This window comes from Bradyrhizobium sp. G127 (genome assembly GCF_021502575.1).
In the GTDB taxonomy this organism is placed as follows: Bacteria; Pseudomonadota; Alphaproteobacteria; order Rhizobiales; family Xanthobacteraceae; genus Afipia.
The window spans coordinates 1421811-1442813 of sequence record NZ_JAKFGN010000001.1 but is presented as its reverse complement, the minus strand read 5'-3'; the positions used below and the strand labels follow the sequence as shown (position 1 = coordinate 1442813).

Sequence of the window (21003 nt, the reverse complement as noted above, 5' to 3'; positions counted from 1 at the left end):
GTGACGATCATGCGGTCCGCAGGCGGCGTTCTCTTAAAGATTGGAACGCGAGTGGAACGAAACGCGCCCGAATCAGCGATTCATAACATGGGGTGGATGTTCTCATCGACATCTTGTGCCACTTCAGCGAAGCATGTCCAGATGAAGCGACGCATCTCGCAAAACACCTGCGAGATGTGCTTCAATCGTTAACGAAAGCAAGACCGAGAGTGACCTGAACGATGACGGATTTCCACGGCGTATTTCCCTATCTCGCCTCCCCCATCACGCCCGACGGCGCCATCAAGACCGACGTTCTCGCCAGACTCTGCGACGATCTCATCAAGGCCGGCGTGCACGGGCTGACGCCGCTCGGCTCCACCGGCGAGTTCGCCTATCTCGGCACCGAGCAACGCACCGCCGTAGTGAAAACCACCGTGCAGGCCGCTGCGAAGCGCGTACCGGTGCTTGCGGGTGTCGCCTCGACCTCGACCGCCGACGCGGTGGCGCAGGCAAAGTCGTATCAGGCGCTCGGCGCCGACGGCATTCTCGCCATTCTCGAAGCATACTTTCCGGTGAAGGATGCGCAGGTGGAGGCGTATTTCCGCGCCATCGCCGACGCCGTGGATATTCCGGTGGTGATCTACACCAATCCAAATTTCCAGCGCTCCGATCTCACGCTGGACGTGATCGCACGGCTGGCGGAGCATCCGCGCATCGTCGGCATCAAGGATGCGTCCAACAACACCGGTCGCCTGCTGTCGATCATCAACCGCTGCGGCGACGACATGCAGGTGTTCGCCGCCTCGGCGCATATTCCGGCGGCGGTGATGCTGATCGGCGGCAAGGGCTGGATGGCGGGTCCGGCCTGCATCGTGCCGCGCCAGAGCGTGCAGCTTTATGAACTGTGCAAGGCGGCGCGCTGGGACGAGGCCATCGCGCTTCAGAAGAAATTATGGCGGGTTAACGAGGTGTTCGCGCGGTTCAATCTGGCCGCCTGCATCAAGGCGGGGCTTCAGATCCAGGGCTACGACGTCGGCGATCCGATCCCGCCGCAGACGCCTTTGACTGCCGACGAACGCAAGGTGGTCGAGGACGTGTTGCGGGATATGGCGTCGTCCTCATCCTGAGGAGCGGCCTCTTGGCCGCGTCTCGAAGGATGAGGAAACAGCAATATCCTCATGGTTCGAGACGCGCGCAAAGATGCGCGCTCCTCACCATGAGGATCAGGGCACAATCCCTCACCGCGTCGTCCCGGCGCAGGCCGGGACCCATAACCACCGGCCTGTCAGTTGATCCGGTTGTCGGATACGTCTTTGCAAGATGGTTCGACAGGGATGATTGGTCCCGGCCTGCGCCGGGACGACTTAATCTCATTTCCTTCGTGATGGAGAGTATCTACGCCCCCGCCGGCTTGCGCTTGTCCAGCGCGGCCAGCGCATTGGCGAGAATGTTCCGCACCCGGTCAGCTTCCTTCGCGTCGATCAGCGACGGGTCGAGATAGAAATCCAGCCCCGCGGCGCGTTCGATCACCACATCGCCCCTCTCCGCCACCGCATCGAGCAGGCTGTCGACGGAATACGGAATCACCTCGCGGCTGATGCCTTTCATGGTGATCGGCGGCAGCGGATGGGCGGCGACCACATCGCTGACCAGCGCGAAGGTCTCGTAGCTGATGACGATGCGGCCCGGCTCCGCGATCGACTGCAGCCGCGCGGCGAGGTTCGCCTCCGCGCCGATGATCGTATAGTCCATGCGGTCGGCGCTGCCGAAATTGCCGACGTTGCAATAGCCGGAATTGATGCCGATGCGCGTCTTGAACGGCTGCTCGATGCCTTCGGAGCGCCACTTCGCGTTCAGTTCGACCAAACGGCGTTGCATCTCCCACGCCATCTTGAGACACGCCTGCGCGTCGAGCCGCTCGCCCTTGGTCTCCGGATCGCCGAAAAAAATCAGCATCGCGTCGCCGATGAACTTGTCGATGGTGCCGCCGTGGGCCAGCGCAATCGCGGACATTTCGGTGAAATATTCGTTGAGCAGTTGCGTGATCAGTTCCGGCTGCAGCCGCTCCGTGGTGGCGGTGAAATTCTGGATGTCGGAGAAGAAGATCGTCAGCTTCTTGCGCTCGGTGTGAATGGTCACGTCCTTCTGGCCGCTGAAGATACTCTTGTAGATCTGCGGCGAGATGTAGCGCGAGATCTTCATCGACAACGAGGCGAGGAAGTCGTTGTTGGATTCCAGTTCCTTGTTCATGCCCATGATCTGCAGCGACTGGCGACGCTGCATGGCGAGGAACGACACGCCGCATACAGCGGTCAGCGCGAAATAGGCCAGCAGATACTTGAAGGAGAAGATGTTGGCGGCGATCGGCTGGGTGATGATCACCTCCTGAATGCCGCGCACGTCGCCGACCTTCCAGTCCTTCTTCGGGCTTTCCGGATGGGTGTTGTGACAACTGACGCAGGCGGCGCCGAGAAGGACGGGCACCACCAGCCGGACCCGGTCGCTGAACAGCGAGTGGGAGGAATCCTCGATCTTCTGGTTCGGATTTTCGCGCAAGGCCGCCAGCGCGCCGACCTCGAAGGAATCGAGCTGATGCGGCGCGCGGTTCTTGAACGGGTAATCCGAGACGAAGCGATAAATGATGTTGTGCTGCTGCTCGCTGATCACCTTGCCGAGTTCGAGCGACAGCGTCGCCGGGATCGGCACCGCGCCGGGCACGGTCTCATAATTGTGGATCACCTGGGTCTGGCCGGAATGCGACAGGATGCGCCCGACGACATTGGTGGCGTAATAGCTGCGCACGCTGGTGAGCAGCGAATTCATGTCGGTGGCCTGCCGCCGCAGCGCCGCCTCGCCGAGACTGGTCAGATCGAGCCACACCGCCACCGGCAGCAGCGCCAGCAGCAGCGCGATCAGGAAACCGGTCAGAATGCCGCGCGAGCGGAGATTTCCGGGGTTCGCCTCGTTCATCGGGGTCTGCCGTTGTTCGATTCAGCCGTGCGATCCTAATACAATAGGTTACACGAACCAATGATGGCGGTAGCCTGGCCCGGCCAGCCCTTTCCGGGTCTGGGAACGCTCCAACCCGTTGGCGCGTTGAAACGGCAGCAACAGGCCGCGAACTCAAGGGTGTGCGCATGGTGAAGGTCGTTTACGAGGTGGTCGAGCACGATGGCGGCTGGGCTTACAAGTTCAACAACGTGTTTTCGGAGACCTTCCGGACCCATGAGGCCGCCCGCGCCGCGGCCGAGCGCGCCGCCGCCGAGCAGCGCGTGCCGGGCCGCACCGAAACGATCCAGTTCGAGGACGGTCAGGGCAACTGGCGCGAGGAAACCGCCTCCGGCAGCGACCGCCCTGTCACCGAGGTGGTGGATAAGAAGACGCAGTGACCTGCGGACGCAAGCGCTGCGAACAAGCCCGGAATGCCAATGTGACCGCGGCACTCTCTCCATGTCGTCCCGGCGCAGGCCGGGACAACATCTATATCTATAGTTAGATCTATAATGAGCCGTGCGACGAGCGAAGCGATTGCAACGCGCCGCCGAGCCGTCTAGAAAGCCCGCCATGAGAATGGGGCGGGCTTTACAGAACTGGCTGGATACGCACGGACTCGGCGCGATCATCGCCGCCGTTCTCGGCGTGATCCTGACACTGTCGGTGCTTCTCGTCGTCGGCGGCTACTGGTTCGTGACGCGCTAGGCGCCAGGCGTCGCTAACAACGAATATCCCGGCAACCGCGATCGTCATCACCGGGCTTGACCCGGTGATCCATCACTTGAGAAGGCATCTCCGGAAAAGATGGGCGGCGGGGTCAGGCCCGGCCATGACAATCTTGTTGTAGAGGCGAGTCCGATTAGGGATTCTTCTCATCCCTGAAATACGGCTCCACCGCGCCGGTCAGCTTGATGGTCAGCGGATTGCCGTAACGGTCCTTCGACGAGCCTGCGGTGACGCGCACCCAGCCCTCGCTGACGCAATATTCCTCGACATTGTTTTTCTCGACGCCCTTGAAGCGGATGCCGACGTCGCGCGACAGCACCTCGGCGTTGTAGAACGGGCTGCAGGGATCGGTGGAGAGGCGGTCGGGAAGCTGGTCGCTCATGGTGGTGACATCCTGATCTGACATCTTGAATTCCGGTGACGTGATTTACCTGCGCTGATTCACGCGCTCCGATCTAGAGGAGCCTTTCGATCTCGGGAATCAGCGCCTGCGGCGTTGTGGCCGAGCCGTGCCGTGCGACCACCTTGCCGCTGCGATCGACCAGAAACTTGGTGAAATTCCACTTGATCGCCTTCGAGCCGAGGATGCCCGGCTTCTCATCCTTGAGATAGGTGAACAACGGCAGCGCATTGTCGCCGTTGACGTCGATCTTGCCGAACATCGGGAACGTCACGTCGTATTTCGTCGCGCAGAACTCCGCGATCTCCTGCGCGGTCCCCGGCTCCTGACCGCCGAACTGGTTGCACGGAAACCCGAGCACCGCGAAGCCGCGCGGACCGAGCATCCGCTGCAACGCTTCGAGCTGTTCGTACTGGGGCGTGAAGCCGCAGGCGCTGGCGGTGTTGACAATCAGCAGCACCTTGCCCGCGAAGGCCTTGAGCGGAAGCTGCTGGCCGTCGAGGGTCGATGCCGAAAAATCGTGGACCGTGGTCAAACACACATCCCCTTCCAGAATTCGCGATCCATGCGCCGTCGCATAACACATGCGTCGTCCCGGCCTGCGCCGGGACGACTTCGGATACAGAGTTTACGTCCGGAAACCACCCTTTTGCTGATTGGCGAGCCAGTCGGAGAGTTTTGCCGGCGGCTCCGCCTTCTTCTTTTTCACGGCGGCTTTCTTCACGGCTTTCGGCGGGGCCGAGGCCGCCTCGGCGGCTTCCTTGGCCAGACGCAGCGCGCGCAGTTTTTCCATATTGGCGCGCACCGCGCGGCCTTCGGCGTCGTAGTCCGCCAGCGACTTCTGGTGTCCGCCGGGCGGTGTCCGTGTTTTCTCGCTCATCATGTCTTTCCCGGTTTTTGCCCAGTGATCCGGTTCTGCATTCATCTGATCGCCTTCGCAGGCACTTTTGGGACGCCCGGATATGGGGAGTGTTGCGGTTCCTTTAGCCGATCCGGACGGCGCTGTCTCGCGGCGCGAAAGCAACCCTGGAGTCGCCAATTTACTTCATATTGGCAACTGTCGGCCTAAGCCCGGCATGGCCGAATGCCTCGGAAAGCCACAATTATCCGACATGGAACAGGCCTGACGATCGGAATACGGCTTGACCCTGAGAACGACCATCGTGCTGCTCACATGCGCCGCCGGCATTGCCGCGGGCGTGGGCGGCTGGCTGCTCGGCGAACGGCTGTTCCTGCAAAGCGCGTCGGCATCGCTGACGCCGGATGACCCGACGCTCGATGCGCGCTATCCGATCTCTAACACCATGACCAAGCAGGACCGCGTGATCGCCTCCCCGCGCCCGGCGGAGACGCCCGACGCGCCGCCGAATGACATGTACGAAACCGCGCGCGCCTGGATGGCGGCGCCGGTCACGCTGCCGCGCTCGGTCACAGCGCGATCCGAGAAGCCGTCGCGGCTATTCCTCAACGACACCCAGATCGCCGGCATCAAGAAGCGGCTGAACCTCACCCCCGCGCAGCAGAAATACTGGCCGCCGGTGGAATCGGCGATGCGCGAGGTGACGTTGCAGATCGAGGACTATCAAAAACGTCTCAAGCGCTCGCGCGACGACTCGTTCGACACCGAGAGCGCGGCAATCACGCGGCTGAAAACGGCGACCAGGGCGCTCTACACCCAGCTCAACGGCACGCAGAAGAATGACATCGCGCTGCTGGTGCGCATGGCCGGCCTCGGCCCGGCCTTCGCCGAGTTGACCGGCACGAAAGCCGCGAAGAGCGAGAGCGAGGATTCCAAGTAGCGAAAAGCGGGATGCGCTCCCTCTCCCCGCAAGAGCGGGGCGAGGTAAAGAAAGGCTGCGCAAACTTTATATCGCGCCCTAATTGCGAAACTCGTTCGTCAACTCGCCGATACCATCGATGGCGATGGTGACGGTGTTGACAGGTTCCTTCATCACGCCGACGCCGAGCGAGGTGCCGCAGGCGATGATGTCACCGGGCAGCAGCGTCATCTCCTGCGAGATTTTGCTGACCAGATCCTGCGCGGAAAAGATCATGTCCGAAATTTTGTAATGCTGCCGCTCCGCGCCGTTGAGAATGGTGCGTACCGTCAGCTTGGCCGGATCGATATCGGTCACGATAGCCGGACCGAACGGACAGAAATCGTCGAAGCCCTTGGCGCGCGCCCACTGCGGAAATGTCAGGTCCTTGTTCAGAACGTCCGAAGCGGTGATGTCGTTGACGCAGGTATAGCCGTGAATGAAGCCGTCGGCCTCCGCGACGGAGACCCGGCTGCACCTTTGGCCGATCACGATGGCGAGCTCGCCCTCATAGACCACCTTGCCATCATAGGACGGCGGCTTCCGCACCACCGCGTTCGGCGCGGTCACCGTGGTCGGCGCCTTCAGCAGATACAGCGGCTCGGCAGGCTCCGCGACATTCAGCTTCGCCGCCAGCGCATGAAAATTATTCCACAGCGCGATGACTTTCGACGGCACGCAGGGCGCGAGCAGTTCGACATCCTTCAGCGCGAATTGCGTGCCGCCGGCTTTGGAGACGCCGAACATCTCGCCGGTGTGAACCTCGATATCGCCGCCCGACAGCGTGCCGAACTCAATCCGGTCCTGATGGCGAAAGCGAACCCACTGCGTCACGATTGAAAACTCCAATATATATCATCATTGCGAGGAGCTGCCCTGCCGCCGTGTCCCGGGCGCGACGCAACGCGCTAGCGTTGCTTCGCTGAACCGGGACCGTCACACATACGGTCCGCAACGGCCCGGCTCTGCGGAGCGGCATTTCATGCCGCACCGCGTCCGGGGCACCCGAAATGCGATAGTCGTCCCCCCTCAATAAAGCTCCGCGAGCTTGGCGCGCTGCGCCACCAGCGCCAGCACGATGTCGATCGACGGCGTCGGGATTTTCGACAGCGCGCCCATTTCCTGCACCACCGTGACCAGCGGATCGATTTCCATCGGCCGGCCGCGTTCGAGATCCTGCAGCATCGAGGTCTTGTGCGCGCCGACCTTGCGCGCGCCCTCGATGCGCCGCTCCACATCGACGCGGAACCTGATGCCGAATTTTTCCGCGATGGTCTGCGCTTCCACCATCATGGACTTCGCCACCGCCCGCGTGCCCGGATCGCTGCCGATCACATCGAGCGTGGCATGGGTCAGCGCGCTGATCGGATTGAAGCAGACATTGCCCCACAGCTTGAGCCAGATTTCGTCGCGGATGTTGTCGAGCACCGGCGCTTTCAGTCCGGCCTTCTCGAACATCGCGGACAGCGCCTCCACGTCGGCGCTCTTCTCGCCGGACGGCTCGCCGAGCGGAAACTTGTCGCCATAGACATGGCGGATCACGCCGGGCGCCTCGATCTCGGTGGCGGGATAGACCACGCAGCCAATGGCGCGCTCAGGTCCCAGTTCCTTCCACTGACGGCCGCCGGGATCGATGCTCTCCAGCGCCGAGCCTTCGCATTCGTTGCCGTGCTTGTAGAAGTACCAGTAAGGAATGCCGTTCACCGCGGTGACGATGCGGGTGTTGGGCCCGATCAGCGGCTTCATGGCCTCGATCACGCCGGTGATCGAATGCGCCTTGAGGCAGATGATGATGAAATCCTGCGGGCCAAGTTCGGCGGGATTGTCGGTGCAGCGTGGATGCACCACCCGCTCCTCGCCGCCGATCAAAAGCTTCAGGCCGCTGGCCTTCATCGCCGCAAGGTGAGCGCCGCGCGCCACCAGGCTGACATCGGCTCCCGCCCGCGCGAGCTGCACGCCGAGATAGCCGCCGATCGCGCCCGCACCGTAAATACAGATCTTCATCGCTGCCGTCCCGAAGTTATACGGTTGAGCGCGTCCGCATCGCTGCAGGCGCGCCTCCAGGATCGGGCTCAAGAACATGAACCGCGAGACTGAAAAAGAGCCGGGATAAAAAGAGCGGGGCGCGATCACCGAACCGGGGATAGTCGGGCGATGGCGCCCCGCAGGGAGAACCCGTCAGGCAAACGCAGGAACGGCCGTTCCCCGTTCCTGAAAAGCCGCCGCATCGAGATCGGTAACGGCATTGATGTCGCGCATGCTGATCACGCCGATCAGCGTGTAATCGTCGATCACCGGCAAATGCCGGATGTGATGCTCGGCCATGAGATCGCGAATATGCGCGAGCGTGTCGGCGGACTGGCACGACACCAGCTGCTGCACCGAGATCAGCGCGGAAATTTTCATATTGAGGGCGGCCGGGCCGTGCTCGGCGACGGCGCGCACCACGTCGCGCTCCGAAAACATGCCGACGGCGACATTGCCTTCGGTGCGGCAGACATCTTTCACGACCAATGCGCTGATGTTTTCACTGCGGAGCAGCCGCGCCGCCGTGCCGACGGTTTCATGCATGCGGACGGTGACGATACGCGTGCTCTTCCTGTTCAGGATGTCTCCGACTCTCATCACAACCTCCCTGGTCTGTGGGCGGGGATGCTTCTCCCCGAGGCCGCTCTTGTCCGAGGATGGATGTCCTCGTTGACATCAAAATACTGGTATACATTATGCCAAGAGTCAATCGGAACAGATTCCTATTTTTGCGGTGGCATCCCAGGCGAGATTGCGAACGTTGCTTGCAGATGATCCGCCGACACCATGCCGACGCCATTTCGCCTTTTGCGGCGAAGTTTGCCGCCATTCGGCCTTATGAAAAAAAGCCTGCAGTGGACGGCTGAGAGCGTGTCGAGACCGCGCGGATTCGGTCATTGGTCGTCCCGGCGCAGGCCGGGACCCGTCATCACCGCCCTCTCGGCAAAGAGAGGATCGCTTCATTGCGCGCGCCATCGAACGCCAAAGCGTATGAGTCCCGGCCTGCGCCGGCACGAAGTACATCACCATCGCGAAGTAATCGTGGACGCGTTCCTCATGGTGAGGAGCGTAACCGTGAGAAGAAATAGTTCGCGATGCTGCCTCATCCTTCGAGACGCAACGCTTCGCGTTGCTCCTCAGGATGAGGTCGCGCGTTTACGACCTATCCCCGCAACACATCCACCAGCGTCTTGCCGAGGCGCGCAGGCGACGGCGAGACGCGAATGCCGGCGGCTTCCATCGCGGCAATTTTGGATTCCGCGTCGCCCTTGCCGCCGGAGATGATGGCGCCGGCATGGCCCATGCGGCGGCCGGGAGGCGCGGTGCGTCCGGCGATGAAGCCGACCATCGGCTTCCGGCGGCCACGCTTCGCCTCGTCCTTGATGAACTGCGCCGCGTCTTCTTCCGACGAGCCGCCGATCTCGCCGATCATCACGATGGATTTCGTGTCCGGATCGGCGAGAAACAATTCCAGCATCGAAATGAAGTCGGTGCCTTTCACCGGATCGCCGCCGATGCCGACTGCGGTGGTCTGACCGAGACCTTCGGCGGAGGTCTGATACACCGCCTCATAGGTCAGCGTGCCGGAACGCGACACGATGCCGACATTGCCTTTCTTGAAAATATTGCCGGGCATGATTCCGATCTTGCATTCGCCCGCCGTCATCACGCCGGGACAGTTCGGTCCGATCAGCCGCGACTTCGACCCTTCCAGCGCACGCTTGACGCGCACCATGTCGGTCACCGGAATGCCTTCGGTAATGCAGACGATCAGCGGCACCTCCGCATCGACCCCTTCGCAAATCGCATCCGCAGCACCCGGCGGCGGCACATAGATCACGCTGGCATCCGCGCCGGTTTTTGCCCGCGCCTCGGCCACCGTATCGAATACAGGAAGTCCGAGATGCTCGGTGCCGCCCTTGCCCGGCGATGTGCCGCCGACCATCTGCGTGCCGTAAAGCGCCGCCTGCTCCGAATGAAACGTGCCATTTTTGCCGGTAAAACCCTGGCAAATCACTTTTGTATGGCTGTCGATGAGAATGGCCATTACGCGGCCTCCTTCCGTGTGGCGCGAACGATTTTCTGCGCGGCGTCGTCGAGATCGTCGGCGGCAACGACATTCAGTCCGGAATCCGCAATGACCTTTTTGCCGAGTTCGACGTTGGTGCCTTCAAGGCGCACCACCAGCGGAACACCCAGCCCCACCTCGCGCACGGCGGCGACCACGCCTTCGGCCACCACATCGCAACGCATGATGCCGCCGAAGATGTTGACCAGGATGCCCCGCACATTCGGATCGGACGTAATGATCTTGAACGCGGCAGCGACCTTCTCCTTGGTGGCGCCGCCGCCGACGTCGAGGAAGTTCGCCGGTGTGGCGCCATAGAGCTTGATGATGTCCATGGTCGCCATCGCGAGACCCGCGCCGTTGACCATGCAGCCGATGGTGCCCTCAAGCGCGATGTAGTTCAGATCGTATTTCGACGCCTCGATTTCCTTGTCGTCTTCTTCGGTGAGGTCGCGCAGCTTCAGCAGATCGGGATGGCGATAGAGCGCGTTGGAATCGAAACTGATCTTGGCGTCGAGGCAGCGTAGCTCGCCCTGCTTGGTCACCACCAGCGGATTGATTTCCAGCATCGCCATGTCAGTGGTGACGAACGCGTTGTAAAGCTGTGCGGTCAGGCTCGAAGCCTGCTTGGCGAGATCGCCGGACAGTCCCAGCACCTGCGCGACGTGGCGTCCGTGATGCGCCATCACGCCGGTTGCGGGATCCACCGAGAACGTGACGATTTTTTCCGGCGCGTCGTGCGCTACCTTCTCGATGTCCATGCCCCCTTCGGTGGAGACCACGAAGGCAATGCGCGAGGTTTCGCGATCGACCAGCATCGAGAGATAGAACTCTTTCGAGATGTCGGAGCCGTCCTCGATGTAGAGCCGGTTGACCTGCTTGCCGGCCGGGCCGGTCTGCACGGTGACGAGAGTCCGGCCGAGCATCTCTTTTGCAAACGCGGCGACCTCATCGACCGACTTCGCCAGCCGCACGCCGCCTTTGGCATCAGCAGGCAAGCCAACGAACTTGCCCTTGCCGCGGCCGCCGGCATGGATCTGCGATTTCACGACATACACCGGACCCGGCAGCGACTTCGCCGCAGCGATGGCTTCTTCAACCGTGAAGGCCGGCGCGCCCGCCGACACCGCCACACCGAATTTTTTCAGGACGGCCTTGCCCTGATACTCGTGGATATTCATGGCTTCCTCCCATCGTGACTTAGGTCGAGAAATGCCCTGTTTTCAGGGACTTATAGGTTCGTCCGCCGTCTTGTATTATGTATACCAGAGATTGCCTGCGTGCTTGGCGCGAGTCAATCGGTTTTGCGCGATCGATTCCGGAAAAGGAAAAGCGCGCTCAGCGTCAGATGAGCGCGCTTTCGAGTTCGTCAATCGTTAGGCGTCAGGCCGTCGCCATCGATTTTTCGACGACCGACTTGCGCCACGGCTTCAGCAGCACGATGGCCAGCAGCGAGGCGAGGATGTTGGCACCCGCCGCCACGATGAAGACCGTGTCCCAGGTGCCCGAGCTCTGCTGCATGTAGTTCGCAGCAGGAACGAGCAGCGCCGCCGTTCCCTTCGCGGTGTAGAGCAGCCCCGCATTGGTGGTCGCGAACTTCGACCCGAACGTGTCGGTGCAGGTCGAGGGGAAGAGCGAGTAGATCTCGCCCCACGCGAAGAACACGAAACCGGAGAGCAGCACGAACCACACCGGATCGTGTCCCCACAAGTACAACAGATAGATGCCGACGCCTTCCATGCCGAACGCGATGAACATGGTGTTCTCGCGGCCGATCATGTCGGAGATCCAGCCGAAGAACGGCCGCGTCAGACCGTTGAGCACACGATCGATGGTCGCGGCGAAGGTGACCGCGGTCATCGTCATCGCCATCAGCGTGACTGGAACACTGTCGACCTTCCAGTCGACGGCAATCGGCTTGAGGTTCGCGGTGACCATCAATCCGCCCGCGCCGACAATGACGAACATGAAGTACATCAGCCAGAAAATCGGATGCCGAATGACTTCGGTCGGCAAATAGTTGCGCCGCGTCTGCTGAAGCGCAGCATTGACCACCGGCGGCGGCACCTGCCCGGTCTTCGGCGCGAACAACAGGAACGACAGAATGACAATGATGATGCCCTGCCCCAGACCGAAATAGAGGAAGGTGTTCTGGAAGCCGTCGTTCTTGATCATCGCCTGGATCGGCGCGACCGTGAGCGCGGAGCCGGCGCCGAAGCCCGCGGCGGTGATGCCCGCCGCGAGGCCGCGCTTGTCGGGAAACCACTTCAGCGCGTTGCCGACGCAGGTGCCGTAAACACCGCCGGCACCGATGCCCGCGATGATCATGCCGAGATAGAATCCGTTGAGCGATGTCGCCTGCGCGTTGATGGCCCAGCCTATCGCGCACAGAATGCCGCCGACGAGAACGACGATACGCGGGCCGTACTTGTCGACGAACCAGCCTTCGACCGGGACCAGCCACGTCTCGAACAATACGAACAGCGTGAAGGCCCACTGGATCGACGCGCGATCCCATCTGAATTTTTTCTGAATGTCGGGGACGAAGAACGTCCAGCCGTATTGATAGTTGGCGATCATGACCATGGCGCCGACGCCGATTGCCAACTGAACCCACCGATAGGTATCGCTAACGCGTGCGGCCGCCGGAGCCGCCGTATGAACTGCATCAGTCATCGTTCCTCCCGAGGCGCCCTGTTCTGTTGAGTTTGGCGACAGGCGCTACCAGAACACCAGTCTGGTATACGATATGCCATCTCGCAAGAGGTATTGTGGGGTGGTATCCGCTTTTTTCACGATGCGGAAAAACGGGGAGCCACCGGGAAGGCGGCAAAGAAAAAGGGCTCCGGCGGAAGCCGGAGCCCATGTTATTTGGCCCCTGGCAAAGGCGAGAGCGGTTGATGCCTGCCTCCAATGCCTTGAACGCGCAGCTTGAACTAACTGCCTAGCTTAGCCCCTGGAAGATTCGGTCGTTTCCTCCACTCTCACAACGCCGTCTTCGGTGTGCGCGAGAACAGCCAGGTCCAACCGTTGGAAATCATTGGCCAGAACAGTGCGATCAGGCCGAGCGTCATAATCGATCCGACAAGACCGTTGGAGAAGAACACGCCAAGGCTGCCTTGCGATCCGAGCAGCGATTGCCGGAACGCTTCCTCCGCCTTGTCGCCGAGCACGATGGCAAGCACCAGCGGTGCCATCGGATAGTTGCACTTCTTCATGACGTAGCCGACCACGCCGAACACCATCATCATCACGACGTCGAAGGTGTTGTTGTGCACGGTATATGCGCCGATGGCGCACAGCACGAGAATGACCGGCGCGATAATGCTGAACGGAATGCGCAGGATGGCTGCGAACAGCGGCACACAGGTCAGCACCACGAGCAGTCCGACGAGATTGCCGAGATACATGCTGGCGATCAGACCCCAGACAAAGTCCTTTTGCTCGACGAACAGCAGCGGCCCGGGCTGCAGGCCCCAGATCAGCAAGCCGCCCAGCAGCACCGCAGCCGTCGGCGATCCCGGTACACCAAGCGACAGCATCGGCAGCAAGGCAGCAGTGCCCGCCGCATGCGCGGCGGTTTCAGGCGCCACCACACCCTCAATCTCGCCCTTGCCGAAATTCTTGCCGTGTTTCGACATGCGCTTGGCAATGCCATAGCTCATGAAGGACGCGGGCGTTGCGCCGGCCGGGGAAACGCCCATCCACACGCCGATCAGGCACGACCGCAACGACGTCGCCCAGTAGCGCGGAAGCTCCTTCCACGTCTCCCACACGACCTTCACATTGATCTTGGCGGGCTTGCCTCTGAAGTTGAGCCCCTCTTCCATGGTGAGAAGGATTTCGCCGATTCCGAACAGGCCGATGACCGCGATCAGGAAATCGAAGCCATTGAGCATCTCGGTGAAACCGAAGGTCAGCCGCAATTGTCCAGTGATGCTGTCCAGCCCCACCGAGGCGAGCGCGAACCCGATCATCATCGCGACAATTGTCTTGAATGGCGGCTCCTTGCCCATGCCGATGAAGCTGCAGAATGCGATAAAGAACACTGCGAACTTTTCCGCGGGACCAAACTGCAGCGCGAATTTCGCAACCAGCGGGGCGACCAGCGTGATCATGATCACGGCGAACAATGCGCCGACGAAGGACGAAGTGAACGCAGCAGTAAGCGCCTCGCCTGCCTTACCCTTCTGCGCCATGGGATGGCCGTCGAATGTCGTGGCCACGGACCATGGCTCGCCGGGTATATTGAACAGCACCGACGTGATCGCGCCGCCAAACAGCGCACCCCAGTAGATGCACGACAGCATGATGATGGCCGAGGTCGGCGGCATGCTGAAGGTCAGCGGCAGCAGGATCGCCACGCCATTCGCGCCGCCGAGGCCGGGCAGCACCCCGATGATCACACCGAGGACGATACCGATGATCATCACCAGAATATTGAACGGCTGCAGCACCGTCGCGAAGCCGTGAAACAGATTTGCAATTTCTTCCATATCGATATTCCCAACCGCAGCTTGAGATTCTAGAGACCGAGCAGGTCTTCCAATGGTCCTTTGGGCAGCGGAATGAGGAACCATTTTTCGAAGAACAGGTAGATCGCGACGGGTGTACCGAAGGCCACCGCAGCTGTGGTGCTCCACGGATATTTGCCGAGCCATCGCATGAACAATGCGATGAGAATGACCGATGACACGTAGATACCGAGATACGGAATGATCAGGGCATAGATCGTGGTCGGAATGAGAACGCAAAGAACCTGGCGAAGCTGTCCCCATTCAGAGAACAGCCGGCCGTCATCCTGCTCCATTAAAAGCTGAGTGCAATTCACGGCACTCGCGAGAACGATGATGACGCCGATGTAAAACGGAAAGAATCCGGATTTCGGACCTTCCGGTCCCCAGCCAATTCCGACCTTGAGACTGCCGATGATCGTGATCGCACCCAGCAGGATGCAGAACACGCCAACACCCAGTTCCGTCCATCGATGCGATGGACCGCGCTGATCCGTTCCAGAATGCCCGCTCATGTTTCTTCCCGCGCTGAAATCCTGCCGGCGGAAAAATCCGCCGGCAGTGGTTGGTCACTCGAGTTATTGAGATGCAGCCAGGAAGCCTGCGTCCTTCATCAGCGCCTGATGGCGCTTTTCTTCATTCTCGACCCATGCCGAATATTCGGAACCGACCATCAGGGTCTGATTGAAGGCGCCGTCCTTCATCAGCGTCTGCCATTCCGGCGTTTCACGTACTTTCTTGAGCACGTTGACGTAGTAGTCGACCTGATCCTTGGTCGCTTTTGGCGACGTGAAGAATCCACGCAGCATCAGATATTCGACATCCAGCCCTTGCGACTTGCATGTCGGGATATCGCCCCAGGCTTTTCCGTCGGCCATCGCGTCCTTGTAAGGAAGCGGCTTGGCATCGAACACGCAGAGCGGGCGGACGGCGCCGCCGCGCCATTGCGCGACAGCTTCGATCGGATTGTTGACGGTGGAATCGATGTGCTTGCCAACAAGCTGAACGGCCACTTCACCACCGCCGCGGTAAGGGATGTAAGTGAACTTGGTGCCGGACGCTTTCTCGATCGCGACCGTGATGATCTGGTCTTCCTGCTTCGAGCCGGTGCCGCCCATCTTGAATTCACCGGGCTTCGCCTTCACGGCCTCGATGTAATCCTTCACAGTTTTGTAGGGGCTGTCCGCATTCACCCACAGAATGAATTCATCGAGCGCCATCATCGCGACGGGCGTCAGATCCTTGTGGCTGAAAGGAATGCCGGTTCCCAACGGCGTGGTGAAAAGATTCGAGAGGGTAATAACGAGCTTATGCGGGTTTCCGACCGAACTCTTGACGTCGAGAAAACCCTCCCCCCCCGCGCCGCCTGCCTTGTTCACCACCACCAGCGGCTGCTTCATCAGGCTATGTTTGGTAACGATGCCTTGGATCGTGCGCGCCATCTGGTCCGCGCCGCCGCCGGTGCCTGCGGGTACGACGATCTCGACCGGCCGGGTCGGCTCCCACGCCGCCGAGGCGGGAATAGCAGTGAAGGCCGCCCCCACCGCAACCCCAACACCCAGTGCAAGACCTAACGTTCGATTAGACGACAACATCATCGCGTTTTCTCCCACCCGTTGTTTCACGCCGCTCAACGGCGGCTTAACTTCGAAGTCTGCCTTGCGGGCAGTTTATGGATCTCGTTCTAGTGACGCCCGTCCGCCTGCCTCCAGGGATATCCAACCAAAATTCAATCGTAGCGCATCGAAATCCGCTCAGACGATCAGCCGCAATTATTGTCAGGGAGTTCGCGCCGATAGCCATCGCGCCATCCGTCGATGCCTGGTCCGGCAGCAACGACACCGCACAAACGGTATCAGCCATTGTCCCTCCCCAAGGCGCGCTGTTCTGATTGAGAAGCCGACAGCTGCTGCCTGAGACGCATCGTTGTATGCGATATGCCAGGACACAAGAGTTATTCTGGACGCGGCTCTCTGGCGCTGCGGCATCGAACTTTGGATCCGCATAGCGAAAAGGCTCCGGAAAACCGGAGCCTTTCACAACACCATCAAGAACCACGCTCGCGTTTAACGGCGAGCTGTCAGTGGTTTAATCCTCAGAGTCCGAACCGCGGCAGATCGCCATTCTGCACGGAAATCCGCGCGCTCTTCATCAGAAAATTGTCAACAAAAGCAAGCAGCTGACGAAACAGCCCGTTTGAAGGGGAGAACCCGATGGAAGCAGTCTTGGACATTGCGAGGCCTTTCAAAAGCAATGAATTTAGCGCCCTGTTCTGCGCTGCGTCATCAGTAGCTTATGTATACCAGATGCCAGACTCAACGCACGATCTCGCATGGCAGCAATTTCTCTATCGCATCGCAATATCGCTCACTGGCGCGACGAAATGTCCCAACCTTCCCCACATGCCTGTAGGGAGTCGACGGTATTCAGAAACCACAGAAAAGGCCGGCAAAATGCGCCGGCCTTTGCAGTCTCGCAGTTGGTGGAGGCTTACTCCGCCGCTTCGACTTTACGCGGCGGGGACACAGCGCCCGAGTTGTGAATCTCGGCAACCTGGTTGTCGTTATAGCCCAGCACCTGCTTCAGAATCTCATCGGTGTGCTCGCCGAGCAGCGGGGAACGCGTCACCACGGTCGGGCTATCCGACAGCTTAATCGGGTTTCCGACCGACAGATACTTGCCCCGCGCCGGATGATCGACTTCGACAATTGTGCCGGTCGCGCGCAGCGACTGATCTTCCGCCAGTTCCTTCATGGAGAGGATAGGTCCGCAGGGAATGTCATCCTTGTTGAGAATGTCCATCGCCTCGAACTTGGTCTTGGTCATCGTCCACTGTTCGATGCGTGCGAAGATCTCATTGAGACGCGCCAGACGGGCTGGCGGCTTGGCGTAGTCCGGGTGAGTTTTCCAGCCGGGTTCACCGATCACGTCGCAGATCTTTTCCCAGACCGGAGCCTGGGTGATGAAATAGATGTAGGCATTGGGGTCGGTCTCCCAGCCCTTGCACTTCAGAATACGCCCCGGCTGACCGCCGCCTGAATCGTTGCCAGCGCGCGGCACGGCATCGCCGAACGGAATGCCTTCGCCGAACTGGCTGTATTCCTTGAGCGGACCGTGGGCGAGGCGCTGCTGGTCGCGCAGCTTGACGCGCGCAAGATTGAGCACGCCGTCCTGCATTGCAGCCGTAACCTTCTGGCCCTGGCCAGTGACGGTGCGCTGATAGAGCGCTGTGACAATGCCCAGCGCGAGATGCAAGCCCGTGCCACTGTCGCCGATCTGCGCGCCCGTCACCAAGGGAAGCCCGTCGCGGAAGCCCGTGGTCGAAGCCGCACCGCCGGTGCACTGCGCGACGTTCTCATAGACCTTGCAGTCTTCGTAGGGACCGGGGCCGAAGCCCTTGATCGACGCCACGATCAGCTTCGGATTGATCTTCTGGATCGTCTCCCAGGGAAAGCCCATGCGATCCAGTACGCCGGGACCGAAATTCTCTACCAGCACATCACATGTTTTCATCAGCGCGGTGAGGACTTCCTTGCCCTTCGGGTTCTTGGTGTCGAGCGTGATCGAACGCTTGTTATGGTTCAGCATCGTGAAATAGAGGCTGTCCGCGTTCGGAACGTCCATAAGCTGGCCGCGGGTGATGTCACCGACGCCCGGACGCTCCACCTTGATCACATCGGCGCCGAACCAAGCCAGCAGCTGCGTGCAAGTCGGACCCGACTGAACATGGGTGAAGTCAAGAATGCGAACGCCCTTAAGCGCCTGTGTCATCGTGTCATACTCCGTATCGGTGTCGACGCCTTCTGACGCCGAGTGCGAGGACTGAAATCCGCCGGGACCGAACTGTCCCGGCCGTGTCTTTGTTAAGATTTATTACCGATCATCCGGTTCTTGGCGCCGGACGCTTATTTCTTTTTCAGGACGCTTTGTGGATTGAGGTTGCCGATACGACCGCTTTCGCTGCCGGCAGCGGGATCAATCACCGCATTGATAAGCGTCGGCTTGCCGGAATCCATTGCCGCGTTGACTGCGCGCTTTAACTCATCGGGCGTCGTGGCATTGACGCCGACGCCGCCGAAAGCCTCCATCATCCTGTCGTAGCGCGCGCCCTTGACGAAAACGGTGGGAGCAACATCGGGCCCGCCCGTAGGGTTGACGTCGGTGCCGCGATAGATGCCGTCATTGTTAAAAATCACCACGCAGACCGGCAGCTTGTAGCGACAGATCGTTTCCACTTCCATGCCGGAGAAACCGAATGCGCTGTCGCCCTCGACAGCCAGCACCGGCTTGCCGGTCTCAATTGCAGCGGCGATGGAATAACCCATGCCGATGCCCATGATGCCCCAGGTGCCGACGTCGATGCGCTTGCGCGGCTGATACATGTCGATGATGCCGCGCGCGAGATCGAGCGTGTTGGCGCCTTCATTGACGAGGATCGCGTCAGGACGTTCCTTGATGATGGTGCGCAGCACGCCCAGCGCGCCGTGGTAATCCATCGGCGAGTTGTTGTTCATCAGGCGCGGCGCCATTTTGGCGACGTTGTCGTCGCGCTTGGCCTGAACGGATTTGGTCCACTCCGCTGGCGGAGCGGGCCAGTTGTCACCCATGCCCTGCAGAAGCGCCGAGACGCAGGAGCCGATGTCGCCGACCACAGGCGCCACGATCTCAACATTCGAATCCATTTCCTTCGGCTCGATGTCGATCTGGATGAACTTCTTCGGAGTGTCACCCCATGTCTTGCCTTTGCCGTGCGACAGCAGCCAGTTAAGGCGCGCTCCGATCAGCATGACGACATCGGAATCCTTCAGCACTGTCGAGCGCGCCGCGCCCGCACACTGCGGATGCATGTCAGGCAGCAAACCCTTGCCCATGCTCATCGGCAGGAACGGAATGCCGCTCTTCTCGACCAGCGAACGGATCGCGTCGTCGGCCTGCGCGTAGGCCGCGCCCTTGCCGAGGATGATCAGCGGCTTCTTCGCCGCTTTGAGTACGTCCAGCGCGCGTTTCACCGATTCCGGAGCTGGGATTTGCGCAGGCGCTGCATCGATGACCTTCACCAGCGACTTCTTGCCAGCGTCCGCATTCATCACCTGCCCAAACAGCTTGGCCGGAAGGTCGAGATAGACGCCACCGGGACGGCCCGAGACGGCGGCGCGGATCGCGCGTGCGACGCCGATGCCGATGTCCTGCGCATGCAGAACCCGGAATGCCGCCTTGCAGAGCGGCTTGGCGATGGCCAGTTGATCCATTTCCTCGTAGTCGCCTTGCTGCAAGTCGACGATTTCGCGCTCGGATGAGCCCGAAATCAGGATCATCGGAAAGCAGTTGGTGGTTGCATGGGCGAGCGCGGTCAGGCCGTTGAGGAACCCCGGCGCAGAAACGGTGAGACAGATGCCCGGCTTCTTGGTCAGAAAGCCTGCGATGGAAGCCGCGTAGCCGGCATTCTGTTCGTGGCGAAACGAGAGAACGCGGATGCCTTCGGCCTGCGCCATACGGCCAAAATCCGTGATCGGAATACCCGGCACGCCGTAGATGGTATTGAGGCCATTCAGCTTGAGCGCATCGATAATCAGATGAAAGCCATCCGTCAGTTCCTGCTCTGCATCGTTCGCAGCCGTCGTCTCTGGCTTGGTCGCTGTCGTCAGCATCGGTGGCTCCCTAATGTCTTTTCTTGTAGTTCGTCTACGTAAAGATTTCCTGGCCGTGCGTTTCCACGTAAGTTGCAAGACCCAGCGTGTGATCGCGCGCACGTTTCTCGGCAAGTTCAGTATCGCGCTCCTCCAGCGCCTCGATGATCGCAAGATGTTCGGGCAACGACACTGCGGTGCGGTCCGTCCGGCCGATCGTCAGTTGCCGATAGCCGCGCACATGGAGGAGGATGTCGTTGGTCATATCGACCAGCACCGGCGACTCGCTCAGCGAAATCAGCGCCTGATGGAACGCGATGTTGGCTTTTGAATACTCTTCAATGTGATCCTGCGGCAGCCGATCCTTGTTGAAGTCCTTGAAGAAGTTGCGCAGCGCCGAAATGTCTTTCTTGCGCGCGGTCGTGGTGATGAGACGCGCAGCCATGCTTTCGAGCGCGGCCCAGGCTCGGATCATGTCAACGATCTCGGTCTTGGTCTTGCGCACCACGACAATGCCGCGGCGTGGAACCGTTTTGACGAAACCGTCCTGCTCCAGCATCGCGATCGCTTCGCGGATCGGCGTGCGACTGACACCAAGATGTTCGGACAGTGCCCGCTCGTCGAGCATGACCGGTTCCGGCGAGGCGTAGATGTCCATTTTCAGGATAGCTTCTTTCAAGGCATCGTAAGCCTTGTTCTTGAAGCTCGCCTCCGGCGCGATACGCACGATGGCAATGTCCTGATCGGTCAACGGTGCCTTCGAAATTTTCTGGGTCGCCATGAATCATCTCCCTCTCTGATGAGGGCTGTATACCACGGGGTTGCTTTTAATGTTCTTGGCATACCA

At 60.6% G+C, this 21003-nt stretch carries 20 protein-coding genes; 4 read left to right on the top strand and 16 right to left on the bottom strand.

The features are described 5' to 3' along the window. Positions 1 to 221: 221 nt before the first annotated feature. Complete coding sequence (locus LVY71_RS06960) at positions 222 to 1109, top strand: dihydrodipicolinate synthase family protein (RefSeq protein ID WP_235099077.1); 888 nt, start codon at positions 222 to 224, stop codon at positions 1107 to 1109. Positions 1110 to 1377: 268 nt separating this feature from the next. Here LVY71_RS06960 and LVY71_RS06955 read toward each other — a convergent pair whose 3' ends face one another. Continuing rightward, positions 1378 to 2952, bottom strand: a complete 1575-nt coding sequence (locus LVY71_RS06955; RefSeq protein WP_235099076.1) for an adenylate/guanylate cyclase domain-containing protein — start codon at positions 2950 to 2952, stop codon at positions 1378 to 1380. Positions 2953 to 3119: 167 nt separating this feature from the next. On the opposite strand from LVY71_RS06955, the gene LVY71_RS06950 reads away from it, so the two are divergent. Together LVY71_RS06950 and LVY71_RS22850 are read left to right on the top strand one after the other, a co-directional pair. Continuing rightward, positions 3120 to 3371 carry a DUF2188 domain-containing protein gene (locus LVY71_RS06950; protein ID WP_235099075.1) on the top strand — a complete coding sequence of 84 codons (252 nt, stop codon included), beginning with the start codon at positions 3120 to 3122 and terminating at the stop codon, positions 3369 to 3371. A 175-nt stretch (positions 3372 to 3546) separates the two neighbouring features. Next, on the top strand, positions 3547 to 3681 hold the full coding sequence (locus LVY71_RS22850) for a hypothetical protein (RefSeq protein WP_283842508.1): 135 nt from the start codon (positions 3547 to 3549) through the stop codon (positions 3679 to 3681). A 154-nt stretch (positions 3682 to 3835) separates the two neighbouring features. On the opposite strand, the gene LVY71_RS06945 is transcribed toward LVY71_RS22850, so the two are convergent. The 3 genes from LVY71_RS06945 to LVY71_RS06935 all read right to left on the bottom strand — a co-directional run bounded on the left by LVY71_RS06945 (position 3836) and on the right by LVY71_RS06935 (position 4982). Further along, positions 3836 to 4108 carry a DUF3297 family protein gene (locus LVY71_RS06945; protein WP_235099074.1) on the bottom strand — a complete coding sequence of 91 codons (273 nt, stop codon included), beginning with the start codon at positions 4106 to 4108 and terminating at the stop codon, positions 3836 to 3838. A gap of 49 nt (positions 4109 to 4157) precedes the next feature. Beyond that, positions 4158 to 4637: a glutathione peroxidase gene (locus LVY71_RS06940; RefSeq protein WP_283842507.1), complete on the bottom strand. Its 480-nt coding sequence runs from the start codon at positions 4635 to 4637 to the stop codon at positions 4158 to 4160. A 93-nt stretch (positions 4638 to 4730) separates the two neighbouring features. Beyond that, the gene (locus tag LVY71_RS06935) at positions 4731 to 4982 is read right to left on the bottom strand and encodes a hypothetical protein (protein WP_235099072.1); all 252 of its coding nucleotides are present in this window, start codon (positions 4980 to 4982) and stop codon (positions 4731 to 4733) included. Between the two features lie 262 nt (positions 4983 to 5244). On the opposite strand from LVY71_RS06935, the gene LVY71_RS06930 reads away from it, so the two are divergent. Continuing rightward, positions 5245 to 5901 (top strand): hypothetical protein, encoded by a 657-nt coding sequence (locus LVY71_RS06930; RefSeq protein WP_235099071.1) that lies wholly within the window; start codon positions 5245 to 5247, stop codon positions 5899 to 5901. Positions 5902 to 5979: 78 nt separating this feature from the next. On the opposite strand, the gene LVY71_RS06925 is transcribed toward LVY71_RS06930, so the two are convergent. The 12 genes from LVY71_RS06925 to LVY71_RS06870 all read right to left on the bottom strand — a co-directional run bounded on the left by LVY71_RS06925 (position 5980) and on the right by LVY71_RS06870 (position 20937). Next, positions 5980 to 6753 (bottom strand): fumarylacetoacetate hydrolase family protein, encoded by a 774-nt coding sequence (locus LVY71_RS06925; RefSeq protein WP_235099070.1) that lies wholly within the window; start codon positions 6751 to 6753, stop codon positions 5980 to 5982. Between the two features lie 195 nt (positions 6754 to 6948). Next, on the bottom strand, positions 6949 to 7923 hold the full coding sequence (locus tag LVY71_RS06920; RefSeq protein WP_235099069.1) for a 2-dehydropantoate 2-reductase: 975 nt from the start codon (positions 7921 to 7923) through the stop codon (positions 6949 to 6951). A 174-nt stretch (positions 7924 to 8097) separates the two neighbouring features. Continuing rightward, complete coding sequence (locus LVY71_RS06915; protein ID WP_235099068.1) at positions 8098 to 8544, bottom strand: CBS domain-containing protein; 447 nt, start codon at positions 8542 to 8544, stop codon at positions 8098 to 8100. A 565-nt stretch (positions 8545 to 9109) separates the two neighbouring features. Further along, positions 9110 to 9994 carry a succinate--CoA ligase subunit alpha gene (sucD, locus tag LVY71_RS06910; RefSeq protein ID WP_235099067.1) on the bottom strand — a complete coding sequence of 295 codons (885 nt, stop codon included), beginning with the start codon at positions 9992 to 9994 and terminating at the stop codon, positions 9110 to 9112. Continuing rightward, complete coding sequence (gene sucC / locus LVY71_RS06905) at positions 9994 to 11196, bottom strand: ADP-forming succinate--CoA ligase subunit beta (RefSeq protein WP_235099066.1); 1203 nt, start codon at positions 11194 to 11196, stop codon at positions 9994 to 9996. The genes sucD and sucC overlap by 1 nt, the downstream gene beginning before the upstream one ends. A 202-nt stretch (positions 11197 to 11398) precedes the next feature. Further along, positions 11399 to 12691 (bottom strand): oxalate/formate MFS antiporter, encoded by a 1293-nt coding sequence (oxlT, locus tag LVY71_RS06900; protein ID WP_235099065.1) that lies wholly within the window; start codon positions 12689 to 12691, stop codon positions 11399 to 11401. Between the two features lie 308 nt (positions 12692 to 12999). Beyond that, positions 13000 to 14511, bottom strand: a complete 1512-nt coding sequence (locus LVY71_RS06895) for a tripartite tricarboxylate transporter permease (RefSeq protein WP_235099064.1) — start codon at positions 14509 to 14511, stop codon at positions 13000 to 13002. 29 nt (positions 14512 to 14540) lie between these two features. Next, a complete protein-coding gene (locus LVY71_RS06890) occupies positions 14541 to 15044 on the bottom strand; it encodes a tripartite tricarboxylate transporter TctB family protein (protein ID WP_235099063.1) in 504 nt (167 codons plus the stop codon). Positions 15045 to 15107: 63 nt separating this feature from the next. Further along, entirely contained in the window at positions 15108 to 16127 is a 1020-nt protein-coding gene (locus LVY71_RS06885; RefSeq protein ID WP_235099062.1) for a Bug family tripartite tricarboxylate transporter substrate binding protein, read from the bottom strand. 892 nt (positions 16128 to 17019) lie between these two features. Further along, on the bottom strand, positions 17020 to 18300 hold the full coding sequence (gene frc / locus LVY71_RS06880) for a formyl-CoA transferase (RefSeq protein ID WP_235099061.1): 1281 nt from the start codon (positions 18298 to 18300) through the stop codon (positions 17020 to 17022). Positions 18301 to 18434: 134 nt separating this feature from the next. After that, on the bottom strand, positions 18435 to 20177 hold the full coding sequence (gene oxc, locus LVY71_RS06875; RefSeq protein WP_235099060.1) for an oxalyl-CoA decarboxylase: 1743 nt from the start codon (positions 20175 to 20177) through the stop codon (positions 18435 to 18437). 34 nt (positions 20178 to 20211) lie between these two features. Further along, complete coding sequence (locus LVY71_RS06870; RefSeq protein WP_235099059.1) at positions 20212 to 20937, bottom strand: GntR family transcriptional regulator; 726 nt, start codon at positions 20935 to 20937, stop codon at positions 20212 to 20214. Positions 20938 to 21003 lie beyond the last annotated feature (66 nt).

Bases quoted from the DNA above. Each gene is read 5' to 3' on its own strand.
- LVY71_RS06960 (WP_235099077.1), top strand. From the start codon at position 222: ATGACGGATTTCCACGGCGTATTTCCCTATCTCGCCTCCCCCATCACG.
- LVY71_RS06955 (WP_235099076.1), bottom strand. From the start codon at position 2,952: ATGAACGAGGCGAACCCCGGAAATCTCCGCTCGCGCGGCATTCTGACC.
- LVY71_RS06950 (WP_235099075.1), top strand. From the start codon at position 3,120: ATGGTGAAGGTCGTTTACGAGGTGGTCGAGCACGATGGCGGCTGGGCT.
- LVY71_RS22850 (WP_283842508.1), top strand. From the start codon at position 3,547: ATGAGAATGGGGCGGGCTTTACAGAACTGGCTGGATACGCACGGACTC.
- LVY71_RS06945 (WP_235099074.1), bottom strand. From the start codon at position 4,108: ATGTCAGATCAGGATGTCACCACCATGAGCGACCAGCTTCCCGACCGC.
- LVY71_RS06935 (WP_235099072.1), bottom strand. From the start codon at position 4,982: ATGAGCGAGAAAACACGGACACCGCCCGGCGGACACCAGAAGTCGCTG.
- LVY71_RS06920 (WP_235099069.1), bottom strand. From the start codon at position 7,923: ATGAAGATCTGTATTTACGGTGCGGGCGCGATCGGCGGCTATCTCGGC.
- LVY71_RS06915 (WP_235099068.1), bottom strand. From the start codon at position 8,544: ATGAGAGTCGGAGACATCCTGAACAGGAAGAGCACGCGTATCGTCACC.
- sucD (WP_235099067.1), bottom strand. From the start codon at position 9,994: ATGGCCATTCTCATCGACAGCCATACAAAAGTGATTTGCCAGGGTTTT.
- sucC (WP_235099066.1), bottom strand. From the start codon at position 11,196: ATGAATATCCACGAGTATCAGGGCAAGGCCGTCCTGAAAAAATTCGGT.
- oxlT (WP_235099065.1), bottom strand. From the start codon at position 12,691: ATGACTGATGCAGTTCATACGGCGGCTCCGGCGGCCGCACGCGTTAGC.
- LVY71_RS06895 (WP_235099064.1), bottom strand. From the start codon at position 14,511: ATGGAAGAAATTGCAAATCTGTTTCACGGCTTCGCGACGGTGCTGCAG.
- LVY71_RS06890 (WP_235099063.1), bottom strand. From the start codon at position 15,044: ATGAGCGGGCATTCTGGAACGGATCAGCGCGGTCCATCGCATCGATGG.
- LVY71_RS06885 (WP_235099062.1), bottom strand. From the start codon at position 16,127: ATGATGTTGTCGTCTAATCGAACGTTAGGTCTTGCACTGGGTGTTGGG.
- frc (WP_235099061.1), bottom strand. From the start codon at position 18,300: ATGACACAGGCGCTTAAGGGCGTTCGCATTCTTGACTTCACCCATGTT.
- oxc (WP_235099060.1), bottom strand. From the start codon at position 20,177: ATGCTGACGACAGCGACCAAGCCAGAGACGACGGCTGCGAACGATGCA.
- LVY71_RS06870 (WP_235099059.1), bottom strand. From the start codon at position 20,937: ATGGCGACCCAGAAAATTTCGAAGGCACCGTTGACCGATCAGGACATT.